Consider the following 18224-nt stretch of genomic DNA (forward strand, 5'->3'; position numbering starts at 1 on the left):
TCTTAGTAGCTATACTTTTGCTATACACATAAAAACAAAAGAATATGGCAAATCAATTTTTAATTAAAGAAACGGTAGATGCAATGCGCAATCTATCTGCAAGTGAAATCGCTGGATTGCAAGGGAGCAATCCAACTTATAGTGGTGTCCAGTTATTAGGCTATTATGAAAAAGGGGATACCCCAACGCCTATTGAATATTATTTAAGTACTACTTCCAGAATTGATGATGGTGGATCTGTATTCGAAATACAGGGAATTAAATTGGAACATGCCTTTGGCAATATGATTGATGTAAGGTACTTTGGGATATCAGAAAATTTGAATGACAATACCTCATATTTCAATAATCTAGCTTCCTATATAATTGATGGTCAATTAATATTATTTAAGCCTGGAGTAAGCTATAAAGGCAGCTTAAATCTAGTAGGTAAATCTATCAATATTGATTTTAATAATAGTACACTCGAACCTGTTAGCAATACTGGTAGTATATATCTACATGGTAGTATTGAGTCAAAAATAGATGTTGTAGGTAAACCAAGTTATGGCGATAGATTTATAAATGTAGTTAACATAGGTAATTTATCTATTAATGATTTAATCCTGTTAAGAGATGAATCAGTCAGACCTATAGATAGTCTCCCGGATCAGAATATGGAGACCTTAAAAATAGCAAGTATAGCAGGTAATAAGATTATTGTAGAAGGCATTATCAAGGGGACTTTTGTTACCGGAAAAGTTACGATTCAGAAAATAAATAAAATTAGTAATATTTCTATACGAAATTTATGTATAAAAGATAATATTAATAACACAAGGCCTTTAGTCTGGGTTAGATATGCAGAAAATGTAAGCATTGACAATATTAGAGGTGAAAATACTGTTGGTAATTTCGTCAGATTGGATAGCTGTTATGGAGGGCAGATGACAAATATTTATTGCTTTGACCCAAGAGCAACAGATAGTGGGGAAGGTTATGGCTTGTCGATCAATGAATGTAAACAAATATATTCCAATAACATCCATGGACGAGGTACTAGACACATCGTGGATTTTAAAAATTCTTACGATTGTGTTCTGGAGAATGTATTTGAACCTAAGTCCAAATCATCATCTGTTGTGCTGGCTCATAATGGATTTGGAGGTTTTATAACAGCTAGAAACATATTTACAGCAGGACCTTCTTACTCAGTTAATGTCTCTAGCCAAGGATTTTCTCCAATAAACTTTAATAACCAAATCCTTAGGGGGTATAAAGTTGAAAATGTTAATCATACAGTGCAAGATCGGTTAGCCAATCAATTCGTTCCCGCGGTGTATTTTGATGGAGACTATGCTGATATCTATTTCAATAATATCACTTCCAATTTTTCAAAAGATATAGATACAACAACGATGCATACATCTGCTTCAGTCATCAGATTAAATGGGGATAAAAAAGGGCAATGCGTTATTTCTAACGTATTCACCAGAGCAATGGGTACCGTCGTATTACTAAGTAATCGAACTAATGGAACAAATCAATTAAACTATCCTACATTTATAAAGAACCTATTTGCAGAAAAATGTATTAATATCATATTTTCACTAGGAGTAGGTAATATACAAATAGATGGAATAGATTCCGATAATGTGTTAGGAGGGGCTCTACGTCTTACTGCAAGCAATTCCATAACCCCTTCATATATTGATGTGAGTGGTATGGGGCAATCTAGAGTAAATAGATCTGATTCTTATAATTTTATTGATCCCGTATCCACTGTAGTTAATAATACTGCGATAAGTGGATATCTGAATCCAACATATGGTGCCAGTTTATCAGGCTTAAATATAGACGAAGGTGGTACTATACCTTTGACTAGACTATTAAATTCCTCCGGATATTTAGCAGTGGCCAATACGATTAATACTAATATAACTTTAAATGCAACTACTCCTATTGATAAGGGAATATGGGATGGTCAGGAAATTACAATTGCATGCAGAGTAAATATCTCTAATGAAACTGGCACCATAACTATTCCAACAGGCGCAAATAGTACTGTCATGGGATCTTCTCCTATTGTTATGAGAGCAGGAAGTATTTATACGTTTATATTTTTAAATGGTACATGGAGACTTAAATCTATTGCAAATCTAAAACCAGCAACGACAACAATTCTAGGGCAAGTAAAGATGTCTACTGCAGTGGCCGACCCTGATAGGGTAATACCAGAACCAGATACCTTATCTACGGCGACAGATATTGAAGGAATGAAAGCCGATTTAAATGACTTAATAACTAAATATAATTTATTAAGGCAGGCTACTTCAGATTCCATTAATAAATTCAAAGCGAAAATGTCTGCTGACCGGGCTAGCGGACAACAGGCAATATGATAGGACATTAGATGGAGAAAATGTTGGTTATAGCTAGTCGGGTCAACAATTAGCCCCATTGCTTCCCTCTGCTCATAAGAGGGAAGCTTTTTTGTCTTAGGTTCTTTCCTCTAAATAGTATTGATTGAGATCGACTTTTCGGTATCTCTCCGATACCGCCTACATACACCTTCTTTTACTCCCATTGCCTCCCCAGCAACCATACTTTTGCTATACACATAAAAACAAAAGAATATGGCAAATCAATTTTTAATTAAGGAAACGATGGATGCTATGCGCAATCTATCCGCAACTGAAATAGCTGGGTTGCAGGGAACCAATCCAATCTATGCAGGAGTACAGTTACTGGGCTATTACGAAAAAGGGGATACCCCAGCGCCGATTATTTACTACTATGTTAATCCATCAACAGATCCAGGACCAGATGATGGAGGTTCTGTAATTGAAATTGGCGTCATAAAACTTCGACATGTTTTTGATAAAGTTTCTGTTAAATATTTTGGAGCAAAGGGAGATGGTGTTCAGGATGATTCTACATACATTCAAAAAGCAATAAATTATGTCGAGTTACAGAACTTTATCAAGGCATTATATGTTGATTCAGGAGATTATTTTATTGGATCAACAGTTAATATAAATAAAGGGGGCTTCCGGCTTGAAGGCATAGGTGCCCTGATGCGAGAGGAGTCTTATAAAGAGAGAACTGATCCAATTGTAAGTAGGGCCAAATCATTTAGAGGAACTAGCTTTATTATAAAAACAGGCATAACAGGATTTAGAGTTACCTCTACAGCGACAGACCATATCTTTCTACATAGGCTTCAATTTACAACCGAGAATGATGTAAGACGCGTAGGTAATACTGTAGGATTTTGGTTTAATTCTGACTTTAATGGCCCGCTTTGGACTGTTAATATAAGTGAATGTCACTTTAGAGGGTTTAATAAGGCAGTAAGAGTTTCATCTTCTGTGGTAAATTATTGCGTAGCATTTATGAATATTTATAACAATGCTTTCTCTAGAAATGATGAAGTTATTTACTTTGATACTTTGGAAGTACAAACCCCAGATCAAGGTACAATGAATAATGTTGAAGGATTTAGATTCATATTTAACAAGTGCCACGATAATTCCAGAGTATTAAGGATATATTCTATTGCAGATAGAACTGTGATTGAAGATAATAACTTTGAGGGGAACATTGTTTATGCAGACGGAACCGTCCCTTCATCTATTGTTACAATAGAACTCCGAAGCGGATTAGAAATCAAAGGTAATCACTTTGAGGGTACCACAGTTAGAAATATAGAGGTTTTTGGAAAAGGATATGGACAAACTCATACGAATTATCCTAAAGTATGGTTAAAATCTAATACTTTTTCAGTTGTAAACCCCTTGGCGGCTCCGTTGATACAACGATGTGATGTTTGGGATTATGATGGATATCCTTATGAATTGGATGGTTGTAATTTAATAGAAGATAGCTCTATTCGTAAAAATTTCTTATACCCTAAGAATCTCGCAAACAATGTGGCCGTTATGAACTCTTTTAAAGATGTAATTAAATACAGCTACAATAGTTTTTCAGCAGAGGATGTAAGAACTACAATCGTAGATGAAGGGACAAATGCAGCAAGAACAGTAATGTCTACTCCTTTGGGTAATATGCAAATGATACCTTTTAACTATGTAGCATCGCCTAGTGCAACTTTTACTTTTGGTATAACAAACGGTGCAACAAGATTACAAGTATTCCCAACAGATAAATATTGTGGATTTTCTTTCTTAGTCTATAACCCAAAAGATTCTCAGTTCTTTATGAGTTCTGTGGAAATTAGATTGTTGGTAAAAGGGACAAATCCCGATAGGATTGTTATAAAACCTGCTAGAAAAATAACTTTTACTTCAACTGGGTATACAATTATCAGTGCTATGTGTAACACTGAGGATTTATTTGTGGCAGGAGATGAATATGCATTTGTTTATGGAGTTTTATCATCAAAAGTTCCACTTCAAAATGAGGCTAATACAGTTTTTATATCCTCTTGTCAGACTTTATTCGTATCAACAGATGCAACGAGGTCAGTAGTACCTGTATTTAAATGGAACAAAGATTTGAAGAAGTTTGGAACTTTAAGAAAAGGCGATATTTTCTTAGATACTGATGATTCTTTGAAAACTGTAAAAACAGATGGTACTATCGGTATTTTAACAGGTATTACTGGCTCTATCGAAGCCAACAGCAACAAATTAACTTTATCTGGGGCATCGGAAATATATATTGGGCAATATTTGAAGTTGAATAATGGTAGTTTTAGAGTAGTTAAAACAGAAGGCGTTAATATATACCTGGACAGGAGAGTAACTTCTATATTTACTCATATACCTGTTGATTTTTTTGCTCCTACATATGTAAATATAGGAGTAGCATCCACTACTGAAAGGGGATTAGTGAGGCAAGCCGCTCAAGCAACAAATTCAGCAGCAGAACCAAGTGCGTCCTACAGCCAGTCAGAGGTACAGGCGATCTTGGCAGAACTCCGTGATTTAAAAGCTAAGTTGCGAACAGCAGGGATTTTAGCTTCATAGTACCGGTATAACACAAAAAGTGAAAATGCGACATTCGCTAGAATGTCGCATTTCTTTATTAGAGCTACTATCATCGTTATTAAAGATGTGACTTTTCGGTATCTCTCTGACACCGCTTACAAACACCTTGTTTTCCTCAGATAACCATCGCCACCACCATACTTTTGCTATACACATAAAAACAAAAGAATATGGCAAATCAATTTTTAATTAAGGAAACAATGACAGTTATGCGAGGCTTAATGCCTGCTGAAATTACTGCTTTAGAGAACGGAACTTATGACGGAGTACAATTACTGGGCTATTATCAAAAAGGCGATACCCCAGCGCCGATTATTTACTACTATGTTGATCCATTAACAGATCCTGATCCTGGACCAGAGGATGGTGGAAGTGTCATTGTAACTGGCAGCATTAAGCTTGTACATAAATTTAAGGGATTTGTAGATATTAGTTATTATGGACACCAGGCAAATACAGATTTTAGCCCTGCTTTGAATATTATCTTAAAGAAATTTGGACAGGTAGATCTGGGTAGAAGGGAGGTGTTTTGTAAAAATATTCAAACTGTTATAGATGGTTCAAAAATCAAAAATGGCACATTAAAATTTAATGGCGGAATTGATAATAGAATCTTAACAGTAAACAATAGCAATATTGAAGTAACTGATATTGTTTTTGATGGAAATAACAAGCAGCCAAGCTTCTCGTTGGTATTCGTTGCCGATAACTGTGAGAATTTAGTGATTAACAAGACAGAGTTTAAAAACCTGACCGCTACCGTGAGTGGAGGCAATCCGAGTAACAATGCCTATGGTCTGATGCTGTCTCCTTATGGTGTTAGGAATTTTACCATTCACAATTGTGTATTCAAAGATATCCGCAAATACAATAATACAGCTGTAAGTGGTACCCCAACGGTCGGGCAAGGATTTACAGGCGGGATATTTTTGTACAACGGTTCAGAGCCAACAACACCTACTAGCAATAGCAGCAATGGCGTCATCAGAGAATGTATCTTTGAAAACATTGTAAATATACTTGATGATGATCTAGACTTTAATACATATTCTGGCTATCTAGATGCTGATGGTATTCGTTTCTATAGCGTTGCAGGAGGTGTCAATTATTTTGATATCACGATTTCAGATTGTATATTCAGAAACATATCTAAAAGGGCTGTGAAATTGTCAGGATCAGGATTTTGTCGTGGTATAAAAATTTATAATCTAACAGTCTATGCTGATGCAATGCAGTACCCGATGGTTTCAGCGATAAAATTAGATGCTGACACCATTTTGGATGGCTTAAAATTTTATGCTTCGACGCTAGCTGATAGATGTTCAATATTTCTACAAATGCAGGGCAATTATAACTTACAGGTTAGGAATGTATACGCCAATTATGTTGACGGAGCTATTCAGATTGCTCCAGTTAATACGGAAAGCATAAGAGATCTGAAGTTTGAAAATATCACTATTGAAAGTTATTCTAACTATTTTATAACACAAGGCGGGCCAACGGTAGCTTCACAAAAGAGAATTAATTTTAACAATTGCGTTGCATTACCTGCAAAGGATCTTGTCGATAAATACGCTGTTAGATTAGGGAGTAGTGCAGATCTCACCTGTGGTGTGAGTTTCAAAAATTGCAGAATTGACGGAGCGAATATTGCACTTTCCGGAACGGATATATCGATTGACGGTCTGGATATAACAATAGATAATATCAATTATATCGGAAATACTACTGCTGGTGGCAGTATTTTGTCAACCGGTTTGTCATCCTCAGTAAACAACTATGCAAATGTTTCTATCGTAAATACCAATATTAACATTCTCAATGTAAATGCAGCTTTCTTAACCTCAAATAGAAGCTTTCTACTCACTCGTGGTAAAGGATATGCTATCCGTAATCTGAGGCTAAAAGTATCGGATAATATAGCGACAAATGTTAGCCATTTGGATATTATGGGGGAAAACGTAGCTGTTGATAATTTTTTATACGACGGAACATCCTCCCTACGGATTGGTGTACAAGACTATATTAAAAGTTCATGTTTTACAAATTTGATACGAACAACACGATCTAAAATGGTTCCTAAGACATTTGTTGTCTGCGGAAATACAAGCAATGCGAATGTATCGTTTGCAAATATTTACGATATGCTAGTCATGGATTCGCCCGTGATGTCCTTTAATTCAGGAACGAAATATATAGTCAATGGATTATCGCACAATTCAAGCAATTCTGCTCCGATATTGGACTCGTCTCTTACCGTACCGGTTTCTAAAAATGCTGTTATTAAGTTTAATTAGGTCATATACGGGATATCTTATTATTGTGATTTCCTGTCGGAAAATTATCTATTTGGTCTAGTGAATCTGAGTTCGGTTGATTAAGTGATCGGTTTTGATCAACATTTTCTAGGAAATGATCAATAGTTATTTCGGATAGCATGCTTATCTTTAGGTATTGAAGAACCACAACGTCGGTTTACGGTTAGTTCGACCAACAGATTAGCCAAATTGCTTCCCTCTGCCGGTTAGGGGGAAGCTTTTTTAATTCATAAGTGCATGAAGTGGCGGCTAGGGTTTAGCCTTATTTATCAGCATTCTATATGGTATCTCAACAGCAATGACTACCGAGGATGCTATCATAATAGAAAATAAAATATTGTTGCAAAGCGCATGCGCTATCAGAAAAATCATACCACTGATAACATACGTGCTTTGCAGGGTAACAAACATAACCTTCTTGGAAAGTGTGTAGAGATGCTCGGACTGCAATATTTCATTCACTTTCGCCTTTATGTTTTCTAGATCAAATTGTTTCAGTAGTAATCTTTTTAATGCATAAAGATTATCTTTCCATTGAATTTGCCTTAATAGCTTTAAGATTCCAGTTTTCGCCAATTCGACGATTACTTTTTCTAGGATGATCAATAAAATTTTTGTAAACATTTCCATAATTAGTTTTTTTTCAAGTATAACAATTGCTGTCGTATTTTAATAATTTAAGCTGTTCTGTTGGCTACTATTAAGAAGGGTTCCAATTTCGTACTAGGACTTTTCATTTCTCTTAATTAGCTAGTACAATATATATCAGAGAGTTTTTGGTTTCTTAAAGCGTATTTTTATATTTAGTCCCTTGCTTGAAAGGTTTAAGGCTTCAAGTATTAAAGCTTTTAGAACAATAAGTTTAACGACTTTTATAAAAATAATCAATAGATAACATGGAAACAGAATTATATAAACTCCTTGAGAGGATAAGTCCGGCTGAGCTTTCTAAACTTAGGGGAAAACGGCAGGATACATCGACGAGGGATAAACAGTCACTTTTAAAAAAGGTCTCAGAAATTGAGGACATCCTTAAAAAATTGAACAAAAGAATTTCTTTGATAGAAGGTGAATGATTAAGGGAATCTCATCGGACAAACTACAAGCTATTTCTGGCTTGTGGTTAACTTCTCTATAACCTGAAATCAAAGGATATCTACCTATCCTTATTTCTTTTCCCATCCGCTCTTTTGTGGCCTATCACCCTCCGGGCAGATGCTACCGCCCTTCGGTTGCTGGCTGTTTACCGTTTTATTTTTTCAAGAATTATAGTGCGACTTAATCTTTGATCTCCGAAAAATATTATAAAATTAATGATGAAATTATTTGGAAATATAGTCAAAAATGACTATATTTAAGTATTGATACTTATTTGAAATAAGCAATAATATTAATACAAATTAATACGAAAGGGGCATCGTAAGGTTTTTGAGTTTAATCAATCAAAATAAATATATAAAGTTATGAGTTTATCAATTAACAATTTTGTTCAAGCATTGCAACAATATGAGATTCGCAAAAATATGTCAGTGACTTTAGTACTAGAATCGGACGGATCAGGATACCTTTGTTATTATTCTACCGGGGAGTCTTTTTACGAGTTTGATACACCTGATGATCTTTTTAGTTTTTTGAAGTCTAAAAACTGAGTAATCATATTTCTCAGCGCTATCGCAATATGGCGAATCTAAGGAATAGGGATGTGGCCTATTTCTGAGTGAGGCGTTATTGATACTATGCCCTGCCTTACGGTAAAAACGAGGAAATCAAAGGGATAGGGTTCTATCTCAATATATACTTGTCATTACGCTAGTATAGGGAGAAAGTAGCTAAGTCATGTGTTACTATTTCCATAGCCTTCTTGCTTCAAGAAATAGTTCGATTTGATTCAATATTTTAGGGAGGTTCTTGAGAATGTCCTGTGTCCAGAACCTAAATACCACATAGTCCATATCACGGAGCGCTTTATTCACACGCATATCCTTTTGCATGTTGCGTTCGATCTTGGGAATCCAGAATAGGCGGTTAGACTTAATACTTTCCTTATTGTTCTTCCAATCGAATCCATGCCAAAATTCACCATCCACAAATATCGCTAGTTTGTATTTTTTGATTACGATGTCGGGAGTTCCCGGAAGGGATTTGTCGTGGAGGCGAAATCGGATATTGTTTGACCACAGCGCTTTTCGGAGGATAAGTTCTGGTTTGGAATTATTACTTCTGATTTTGGACATATTAAAGCTACGCTTTGAGGTAGTATAGAAACCAGCTGATTCTTCAAAGCGTGGTACATGTATCCTATCATTTTCATCATCGTAGTTAGCCATTATTCAAATTTAAGGATAATGATAGATATTATTGTACCTTTTAACTAGATATCATTGTAAGACCCTGTTTTGCAATCTATAATAACACATGATACTTGCAGCAGATATACAGAGATAATCCCTTTTACCCGACCGCGATTATTATAAATTTATGCGTCTTTTACTTTATGATAATCCTTTTATAACGACGGGAATTTTTTAATTCTCATTATTGATTTTCTCAATAAAAAATCTATTTGAATTTTAATTTGAGTTAAATGATAACAAAAATGTGGTGAAAGTTCACTTATATCCGATTGACTTATAGTCTAAAATTACCGAGTTTGCAATATGGATATTAAAGAGAAGATTGGTAAACATCTTAAAATACTAAGAACCAATAAAGGGTTGACACAGGAGAAGTTATCCTATGAGTCTGAGGTGGATAAGACTTATATCAGTGAGGTTGAAAATGGCAAAAGAAATATTTCTGTAGTCAATCTCGAAAAATTGATTACTACAATGGGGAGTACTGTAAAAGATTTTTTTAACCACAAAGATTTTGAATAATGCCAATTCCAATAATAGATTTATTTGCAGGGCCTGGTGGGCTTGGAGAAGGCTTTTCATCTATCACAGATAACGAAGGAAATCGTATATTCCAAATTAAGTTGTCTATTGAGAAAGATCCTTATGCCCATCAGACACTACGATTGCGTAGCTTTTTTAGACAATTTCCAGAAGGCCAAGCTCCTGAAGATTATTATGAATTCGTAAGAGGGGAGATTGACATCAATGAGCTCTATAGAAGATACCCGGAGCAATTTAAACAAGCAGATGAAGAAGCGTGGTGTGCAACATTGGGTACAGCGGAAGAAGGGGACCCCTATGCTACCACAAACGAAGAAATTGACAGACGAATCGTTGGAGCGTTAAATGGACGTACCGATTGGGTACTTATTGGGGGGCCTCCCTGCCAAGCCTATTCCTTGGTTGGAAGATCACGTAGGCAAGAGACTGTACTTGATGAAGACCAAGATAAAAGGGTGGGGTTGTATAAAGAATATCTTCGGATCATAGCAGAGCATAGTCCATCGGTATTTGTAATGGAAAATGTCAAAGGCCTACTCTCTGCTAGAACGACAGACAATGAAAGTATTTTCTCTAAGATTCTTAACGATCTAAGAGATCCCACTGTTCCATTTGTGGAAGTACTTGATGAAAATAGAGTGCGTTACCGTGTGTATTCTTTATCTACACTGCCTAGACAAAGAAATTTGTTCAATGGGGAACCTGTGTTTAATCCTCAAGATTTTTTGATTAAGTCAGAGAACTATGGTATTCCCCAAAAGAGACATCGTGTCATTTTATTAGGGATACGTAGTGATATAAATATTACGCCTGATGTGCTTGTTAATCGGGAACCAATAACATTAAGGGATGTTATTGGTGGGTTACCTAAATTAAGAAGCGGCATTACCAGGTCATTTGAATCTGCCGAATGGATTGTAGATGATGAGGGCAAACGCAAAAAGAAAAGAAAATACGTAAAAGTAGCTGATACGTTTGAGACTTGGTCTGACTCTATTTTAGCTTTTGATAGTAACTTGAATGAGAATTTAGAAAGCCAAGCTTTAAGAACGAGGTTTGCCCACTCTTTAGGTAAAGAGTTTGTTAATTCTAACACCTATGATTTAGATAGGGAATCACCAGTATACGATTGGTTTTTTGATCCAAATTTAAGAGGTATTTCACATCACGTATCTCGAAGCCATTTATTACAGGATATTTACCGTTATTACTTTGCTGCAAAATTTACACAGGAAAAAGGAACATTTCCAAAAATGCATGATTATGCGGCTGCAGGCAATGACTTATTGCCAGATCATGAGAATGCGACCTCAGGAAAGTTTAATGATCGCTTTAGGGTTCAACAGCCTGATGATGCTGCGACTACAGTTACCAGTCATATATCCAAGGATGGGCATTATTTTATTCACTATGATCCATTTCAGGCTCGCAGTCTGACGGTAAGGGAAGCGGCACGCATACAGACATTCCCAGATAATTATTATTTCTATGGTGGAAGGACGCAGCAATACCATCAAGTTGGAAACGCAGTACCACCATATTTGGCTTTTCAGATAGCAGAGGTGGTGTCTGAAATATTTGCTGTTATGGGTGTAGATCGTAACCTAATGAATGAAGTACTTCCTGAGCAAATTTTATAAGAGTATGTTATAATGGATAGTAATAGAAAGTTAGCACATGTAGTAGCATATTATTTATCGAGATTTGATAAGATCGCGTTGAATAAATTAGGGTATAAAACGGATAAAGAGGCCTTTAATAAGATAGCAGAAGCTTTGAGTATATTACCTAACTATGTTAAGTTTAGACGCGATGAATTTGATGTTGTTCATCCACATCGTAAAGGTTGGCACAAAAGGGCAATGAGTATAGGAGTGTTGAATACTATCAATGCTTTAGCCGATTTAGACGAACCAACAGTATATGAGCTGGTAAAAGATATTCTTTCGAAGTCGCATCAACCAGATGACCCAGAAATCAAACAGCTAGAAAATATCGTCTCAGGTGGTAATATTAAATCAAAAGGCGATGTTGTTTATGTCCCTCGTGGTATTACAGGCAGAGCAGCCGAAGAATATTTTATAGATCAGTTTAAAGCGGGAAGCACTGCTTTTCAAGGACAATTAAAAGACTGTCGCGATTTAGGTACTGGATATGACTTTTTAATTGAATCGAAAACTAGAACTATTTATGTAGAAGTTAAAGGGAGAGATGGCGAGGAAGGCGGTATATTATTCACTAATAAAGAATGGGAAGTTGCAAAGCGTATAGGAGAAGACTACTATTTATGTCTGATATCCAATATTTCAGCTGTACCTAAGATCCAAATTCTTCAAAATCCTGTTGTGCAGATTGGTGCTGAAAAATATGTGTATACAACTATTCAAGTAAGTTGGACAGTTAGCCAAAAGATTATAAACGAAGCTTTTCGATAAATAGAGATAGAACCTTTAACTTATGATGACACAGCCAGACCATATACAGATTAATTACGAAGATAGCATTCCTAATCCCGAATATCTTGTTAAATCCATATCGGAGCAGGGGTATACGTTAGAGAGTGCATTAGCAGACCTAATAGACAACTCCATTTCAGCTAAGGCATCCAATATTGAGGTTCTGACTGACTTAGAAGGGCCTAGATTTAAACTTTTCATAGCAGATAATGGAGAGGGAATGACAGAGTTGGAATTAATTCAAAATATGAAGTTCCCAAGCTCACTAATGGAGGCTGGTCGAGATCGTATTGATTTAGGACGTTTCGGTTTAGGAATGAAAACTGCTTCTTTTTCACAGACTAGAAAGTTTACCGTTCTATCGCGTAAAAAGGGAAGTGGTTCGTATAATGCTAGAACATGGGATGTCGATTATTTAAAAGATGTAGGAAAATGGCGTGTTATAGTTAATACAGACGAAGAAATCACCGATATTCTCGAGAGATTTAATTTATTGTCAGAGCAATACCTAAATGGAGTAAAAGAGTTCGAACCCAATACGATTATTCTTTGGGATGGTCTATTCAAGTTCGAAACATATCTTAGTCATGAAAACGGATTAAAAGCCATTAAGAGAGAAATAGCCGAAGTTACATCAGATTATTTATCGCTGGTGTTTCATCGTTTTCTAGAAAATAAGAAGAAGCCATTTTCAATTAGGATAAATAATACGATGCTCCAACCATTTAGTCCATTTCCTTCCGACGTAGCTGATCTCAGACTATTAGTACCTAAGCAAGCACTATTTAGTGGCGAAGCTATCAAACTGGAAGGTTATGTGCTACCGGTACGGAGTATAGAAGAATCAAAACAGACAACATCGCTATGGACGACCAAGTTCAATAGTCTATTGGATTTAGAAGGAATTTACATCTACAGAGCCGATAGGATCATACTTTTTGGTGGCTGGAATGGACTAATTCGGAAATCAGCCAATCTTCAACTAGCGAGATTGAAGGTAGATCTGGGAAATAAGATTGATCACCTGATACATCTTAACGTATCCAAATCACAAATTAAGATTCCATATGAATTACGAAATGCCTTCTATCGGTACATCGCTGAGTTAAAAGAAGAGGCGCAGAAAGAGTATTTCAATAGAGGAATAAAGAGAATAGCAAGTAACAATACCAAAAGAAATAGAGACCTTTTTCAAAGGAAGGCAACGAATAAAGGAGCATTAGTTGAGATAAACGAAGAGTTTCCATTGGTTGAGACTCTCTTAGCTTCAATCAGTACAAAAGATCAATCTAATCTACGTATGCTATTACGCATGATCAATACCCAGATCAATAAAATTAGACAAGTGCATGAGGATGTTGACTTTGAGAAAATAGAAGTTAATTCGGCCAGCGAAGAGCGAACTCTACTTGATACTATAAATCATCTGATTTCTTCAGGAATACCAAAAGATGTAATAAAGGATTCAATAATCCCCAATATGGGGATAAAAGCCAATACACTACCAAAATCAATTTTAAACCTTATACAGTAATATGAACTACTTAGAACTCATCAAAGCCCTTATTAAGGACACATTAAAAAGATACGAGAAAGTTGTTGATTCTATATTTGGGGAAATAAAGGATAATGTTTTTACAAAAATGGAAATTATTTCCAGCGAATTTGCCGAGTTAGATCAAGATTCAAAAAATCACGCTTATAACATTGCTGTCAAAGAATACTTATCCGTACATCCGATTAATATTGAAGATTCAGAATCAATAGTGAAATCCAATCACCCTTTTTGGCTTACTGAAGAGCGAAAGAAAGAAATTAGCGTCAGAACCGAGAATTATCTAGAAAGATACCTTAGATACCTTAAGCAAAAGGGAAGAGCAGATAAAGTCGTCGATTCAATACGAATGTCTTCAGAAAGCATTATGGAAAAGCTTGGAGATCCCAACTCGCAGGTTCCATTTTATTGTAAGGGTATGGTGGTTGGTAGTGTCCAGTCTGGTAAGACGGGCAACTTTAACGCTGTTATCAACAGATCTGTTGACTGTGGTTATAAGTTGATTATTGTGCTATCTGGTATTATGGAAGACTTGAGAGCTCAGACGCAAGAGCGCGTTGAAGAAGAGGTCATCGGTTATGGTATTATAGATAAGAAAAATCAAAAGAAAGGAGCAAAAGGAGTGGGTAGCATTTCAAACTTTACCGAGATTCAACTCACAACACCAACTTCCTATAAATCTGACTTTAAGAAAACCTTAAAAGAAGCTGATTTTCCTCTGGACCGAAGAAATATTCTTGTTTGCAAAAAGAACTCAGGCGTATTAAAGAATTTATTACTGTGGTTGAACGAACACCTACCAGAAGGAAAGGACAAACATGATCTTCCGTTATTGATCGTAGATGACGAAGCTGATAACGCCTCTTTAAATAACCTTGGTAAAAAGGGAATAGAAGAAGCCAGTACAATAAATGGCCATATTCGGGCTATTTTAGCCTTATTTACAAAAAAGTCCTACCTCGGTTATACAGCCACACCCTTTGCAAATGTTCTAGCAGATCGTAATAAGTTAGGCATAAAGAAGTGGGTTATCAAAGATAAAATGAACGGCGAGGTCGTTAATAGAGAGTTTTCACTGGTAGACAACATATATCCCGATGATTTTATTGAATTGCTAAAGAATCCATCTAACTACATAGGAGCAAAACAGCTTTTCGAGACGGTCTATGATGATGATGTGAAAAAGCTGCCAATCATTGAGACGATCTATGATTATAATACCTATTTTCCTGAGCGTGTCGTAGAAAAGGACGGTATTATTCGTCCAGCGTCTGCAAGCGATACGAAAACTAGAGCAGCCAAGAAAACAGATCCTTTTCCAAAGGAGTTACCAGAATCCTTAAAAGATGCTGTAGGATGTTTTATCCTAAGTATTGCACTGAGATATAGCAGGCAGTCAGCGATGACAGGCTCATCTATTTCAAACCCGCACCACACGATGCTAGTTCATGTTTCTCGATTTATCCCTTGGCAAAATAAAACTAAGGACAAGATACAGGAACTCATAAATGAAATAACAGGCAGAATTACTAGCGATCTACCGACATCAGAAAAATCCATTTACAGTTATTTCCAAAAGCTTTGGTATAGATATTACGCCTACATTGTTGAGAATATAAAATACCATGTAGCGGATGATTATAGAGACGAATTTCTGTTGCCCAGAACATTCAATGAGCTAAAGCATCTTCTGGACGAATCCATAAAAGGGATAAATGTCGTTGCTGTCAATAGTGATACTGGCGATAAACTGGTTTATGAGAAAGATCAATTTGGAAAAGGTGCAAAATATATCGCTGTTGGAGGAAATAGGTTATCTAGAGGTTTTACATTGGAGGGGTTGACGATCAATTACTTCTTGCGAAACACCAATTTTTCGGACACACTATTACAGATGGGACGTTGGTTTGGCTATAGACCAGGTTATTTGGACTGTTGCAAGATATTTACGACGTCAGATGCAGTGTCAAAATTTGATTCCACAACCCGAGCAATCGAAGAGTTAGAAATCGAATTTACGAAAATGAGACGGGAAGGTAAGCAACCAAAAGATTATGAACTGCGCGTGCGCAAGCATCCCGGTACACTCAAAATTACACGACCGTCTATTCTACAAAAGACAAATGAAGTCAAATGGTCTTATCAGGATCAACTTGTGCAGACTACCAAGTTTAATGTTTCCAGTGCAACAGAGGTATCAAACACTTGGGATAGCTTTAGAAATTATTTCGAAGGTAAGAATTTGGAGCTCAAGGACGAATTTTTGTTGCACCGTACAGATATAAAAGGAGCATTGCAATTTCTCGACTTGCCAAATAATTACTGCGATTTTGAAATGTCCAGTATTATTAAATTCATTGAGCTTTGTGAAGAGAAACATTTCTTAAAAAACTGGACTATCGCTATCAAGTTAACAGGGGCGTCTAAAGTTTTTTTAGAGACAGACGAAACCGGACTTTCCAAAAGGATAGAATTGACTGTACGTACAGGACCTAAGCAAAAGGATACCTATTACAGTGATTTTATCAATAAAGGTCTGTTTGCTGCAGGTAACCGATCGGCCAATATTGTATCTTCGGGAAAAGATTTCTCTTTACTTCTTACCGACCCGCAAAAAGCAGAGGCCAAACAAAAATTTATTAACGAAAAGATCGAGTACTATCTAAAAAAAGGCAAGGGAGATAGTGAAAAAAAAGCACTAGAAAAAGCTGAGAAGTTAAATCCACCTGAGCGTATATATCGTGAGGAGATGTCTGATCAAGATGGGCTTATAGTTGTGTACTTGATGGATATGAAAGCAATATACCTTGTCGATGATAAAGATCAAACAAAAGAAATGAAAGCTTCTTACACACAAAGAGGTTTTGATAAGATTCCAAAAGTGCCACTAGTTGGTATAGCCATTGGCTTCCCTAAAATAGATCCTGATCCAGGTGGCGAGTATGTAGTCGGAGACTATGATCAATCAGAAGATATCGGAGATGAGGATGATCCAGATGCTGGTATGCCTCATGATGCTGAAAATGTTTAATGCCGAAAAATATGGATGCATTTGTTTTGAATGAAAAGTGGCAGCTTATACACCCAGACGGTTCGATAAAGATCTTACGGATCGATTCGGTTTGTAGACCGGATCTTTCTATAGGAATTGATACCGATGGAAAGCGTTGCCTGACTTTGAAGGCTGTTAGCTTAAAGGAAGAATATCTTGATAAAAATGAATTTTCTAACCTTTCTATAGTCTATCTTCCTGCTGAAGATCGTATTATTATCCGCGTGCTCGATGAGTACTTCTGGGATCTTTTTAATGATTTTGTGATTTCAATATACAATAAAGTATATAAGATTGAAGATGAAGAAGCATGTGTCAAAGAGTTTTTTAGGACGTTTAACCGCTGGGCCTATTTCTTTGATGAAAAGCGAGTTTCCAAATTATCCGAAGAGGTTTTAATAGGACTTTTTGGTGAACTATGTTTTATGGACTTTCTTCTATCTCAGTCTTCACCAAGATTTACAATTCCAGAGATTGAGCAGAGTTGGGTAGGACCTTATGATAAAGGGCATGATTTCGAATTCCCAGATATTGATTTTGAGGTGAAAACCAAACCCGGTCGTTCACTCGATGTCAATATTTCCAGCGAGTACCAGTTACAGGAAGATTTAGGAAAGTCTTTAGACTTGGTCGTCATTGATATTGATAAGAACTATATCGAGGGAATATCGCTTAAAGATCTTATTAATAGCATAAAAGATAAAGTAATAGCCTACGGAGGGGATCTTTCATTCATTGTTGAAGGATTGAAACAAAAAAATATTAGTTTCAATGAACTAGAAAGCTATGACAATTATAGGTATAAAGCAGCTAGGATTGTCTTTTATGACTGTTTAGCAGATGGATTTCCAAGGCTAAAGAGAGATTTCTTGTTTCAGAGTATACATAAGGTACGTTACCAAATCCGCCTGACCAATTTAACCGAATTTATTAAACAAGAGCAATCCCTTTAATT

12 protein-coding genes are annotated in these 18224 nt (G+C 36.1%); 10 read left to right on the top strand and 2 right to left on the bottom strand.

What is annotated here, in order from left to right:
• Positions 1-44 precede the first annotated feature (44 nt).
• The 3 genes from HMAT_RS03105 (at position 45) to HMAT_RS03115 (ending at position 7288) form a co-directional block, all read left to right on the top strand.
• Positions 45-2381 carry a hypothetical protein gene (locus HMAT_RS03105; RefSeq protein WP_104381340.1) on the top strand — a complete coding sequence of 779 codons (2337 nt, stop codon included), beginning with the start codon at positions 45-47 and terminating at the stop codon, positions 2379-2381.
• Between the two features lie 234 nt (positions 2382-2615).
• On the top strand, positions 2616-4970 hold the full coding sequence (locus tag HMAT_RS03110) for a glycosyl hydrolase family 28-related protein (RefSeq protein ID WP_104381341.1): 2355 nt from the start codon (positions 2616-2618) through the stop codon (positions 4968-4970).
• A gap of 191 nt (positions 4971-5161) precedes the next feature.
• Positions 5162-7288, top strand: coding sequence for a hypothetical protein (locus tag HMAT_RS03115; RefSeq protein WP_104381342.1), 2127 nt, complete (start codon positions 5162-5164; stop codon positions 7286-7288).
• 270 nt (positions 7289-7558) lie between these two features.
• Here HMAT_RS03115 and HMAT_RS03120 read toward each other — a convergent pair whose 3' ends face one another.
• Positions 7559-7939, bottom strand: a complete 381-nt coding sequence (locus HMAT_RS03120; RefSeq protein ID WP_104381343.1) for a hypothetical protein — start codon at positions 7937-7939, stop codon at positions 7559-7561.
• Positions 7940-8205: 266 nt separating this feature from the next.
• On the opposite strand from HMAT_RS03120, the gene HMAT_RS03125 reads away from it, so the two are divergent.
• A complete protein-coding gene (locus HMAT_RS03125) occupies positions 8206-8385 on the top strand; it encodes a hypothetical protein (RefSeq protein ID WP_104381344.1) in 180 nt (59 codons plus the stop codon).
• Between the two features lie 768 nt (positions 8386-9153).
• Here the strand turns inward: HMAT_RS03125 and HMAT_RS03130 are convergent.
• Positions 9154-9636 (bottom strand): very short patch repair endonuclease, encoded by a 483-nt coding sequence (locus tag HMAT_RS03130; protein WP_104381345.1) that lies wholly within the window; start codon positions 9634-9636, stop codon positions 9154-9156.
• A 330-nt stretch (positions 9637-9966) separates the two neighbouring features.
• Between HMAT_RS03130 and HMAT_RS03135 the strand changes: the two genes are divergently transcribed.
• Genes HMAT_RS03135 through HMAT_RS03160 form a run of 6 tightly spaced genes read left to right on the top strand, consistent with a single transcriptional unit; the run spans position 9967 to position 18222 of the window.
• On the top strand, positions 9967-10185 hold the full coding sequence (locus HMAT_RS03135) for a helix-turn-helix domain-containing protein (RefSeq protein ID WP_104381346.1): 219 nt from the start codon (positions 9967-9969) through the stop codon (positions 10183-10185).
• Entirely contained in the window at positions 10185-11846 is a 1662-nt protein-coding gene (locus HMAT_RS03140; RefSeq protein WP_104381347.1) for a DNA cytosine methyltransferase, read from the top strand. The genes HMAT_RS03135 and HMAT_RS03140 overlap by 1 nt, the downstream gene beginning before the upstream one ends.
• A gap of 12 nt (positions 11847-11858) precedes the next feature.
• Complete coding sequence (locus HMAT_RS03145; protein WP_104381348.1) at positions 11859-12641, top strand: DUF3883 domain-containing protein; 783 nt, start codon at positions 11859-11861, stop codon at positions 12639-12641.
• Between the two features lie 22 nt (positions 12642-12663).
• The gene (locus HMAT_RS03150; RefSeq protein WP_199768532.1) at positions 12664-14196 is read left to right on the top strand and encodes an ATP-binding protein; all 1533 of its coding nucleotides are present in this window, start codon (positions 12664-12666) and stop codon (positions 14194-14196) included.
• Between the two features lies 1 nt (position 14197).
• Positions 14198-17248 carry a Z1 domain-containing protein gene (locus HMAT_RS03155; protein WP_104381349.1) on the top strand — a complete coding sequence of 1017 codons (3051 nt, stop codon included), beginning with the start codon at positions 14198-14200 and terminating at the stop codon, positions 17246-17248.
• Positions 17249-17259: 11 nt separating this feature from the next.
• Positions 17260-18222 (top strand): PD-(D/E)XK motif protein, encoded by a 963-nt coding sequence (locus HMAT_RS03160; RefSeq protein WP_158655581.1) that lies wholly within the window; start codon positions 17260-17262, stop codon positions 18220-18222.
• Positions 18223-18224 lie beyond the last annotated feature (2 nt).

Origin of the sequence: Sphingobacterium sp. HMA12, from assembly GCF_002933815.1 — a bacterium.
Taxonomy (GTDB): Bacteria; Bacteroidota; Bacteroidia; order Sphingobacteriales; family Sphingobacteriaceae; genus Sphingobacterium.

Excerpts from the sequence above, each read along its gene's own strand:
- HMAT_RS03105 (WP_104381340.1), top strand. The coding sequence starts at position 45 with ATGGCAAATCAATTTTTAATTAAAGAAACGGTAGATGCAATGCGCAAT.
- HMAT_RS03110 (WP_104381341.1), top strand. The coding sequence starts at position 2,616 with ATGGCAAATCAATTTTTAATTAAGGAAACGATGGATGCTATGCGCAAT.
- HMAT_RS03115 (WP_104381342.1), top strand. The coding sequence starts at position 5,162 with ATGGCAAATCAATTTTTAATTAAGGAAACAATGACAGTTATGCGAGGC.
- HMAT_RS03120 (WP_104381343.1), bottom strand. The coding sequence starts at position 7,939 with ATGGAAATGTTTACAAAAATTTTATTGATCATCCTAGAAAAAGTAATC.
- HMAT_RS03125 (WP_104381344.1), top strand. The coding sequence starts at position 8,206 with ATGGAAACAGAATTATATAAACTCCTTGAGAGGATAAGTCCGGCTGAG.
- HMAT_RS03130 (WP_104381345.1), bottom strand. The coding sequence starts at position 9,636 with ATGGCTAACTACGATGATGAAAATGATAGGATACATGTACCACGCTTT.
- HMAT_RS03135 (WP_104381346.1), top strand. The coding sequence starts at position 9,967 with ATGGATATTAAAGAGAAGATTGGTAAACATCTTAAAATACTAAGAACC.
- HMAT_RS03140 (WP_104381347.1), top strand. The coding sequence starts at position 10,185 with ATGCCAATTCCAATAATAGATTTATTTGCAGGGCCTGGTGGGCTTGGA.
- HMAT_RS03145 (WP_104381348.1), top strand. The coding sequence starts at position 11,859 with ATGGATAGTAATAGAAAGTTAGCACATGTAGTAGCATATTATTTATCG.
- HMAT_RS03150 (WP_199768532.1), top strand. The coding sequence starts at position 12,664 with ATGATGACACAGCCAGACCATATACAGATTAATTACGAAGATAGCATT.
- HMAT_RS03155 (WP_104381349.1), top strand. The coding sequence starts at position 14,198 with ATGAACTACTTAGAACTCATCAAAGCCCTTATTAAGGACACATTAAAA.
- HMAT_RS03160 (WP_158655581.1), top strand. The coding sequence starts at position 17,260 with ATGGATGCATTTGTTTTGAATGAAAAGTGGCAGCTTATACACCCAGAC.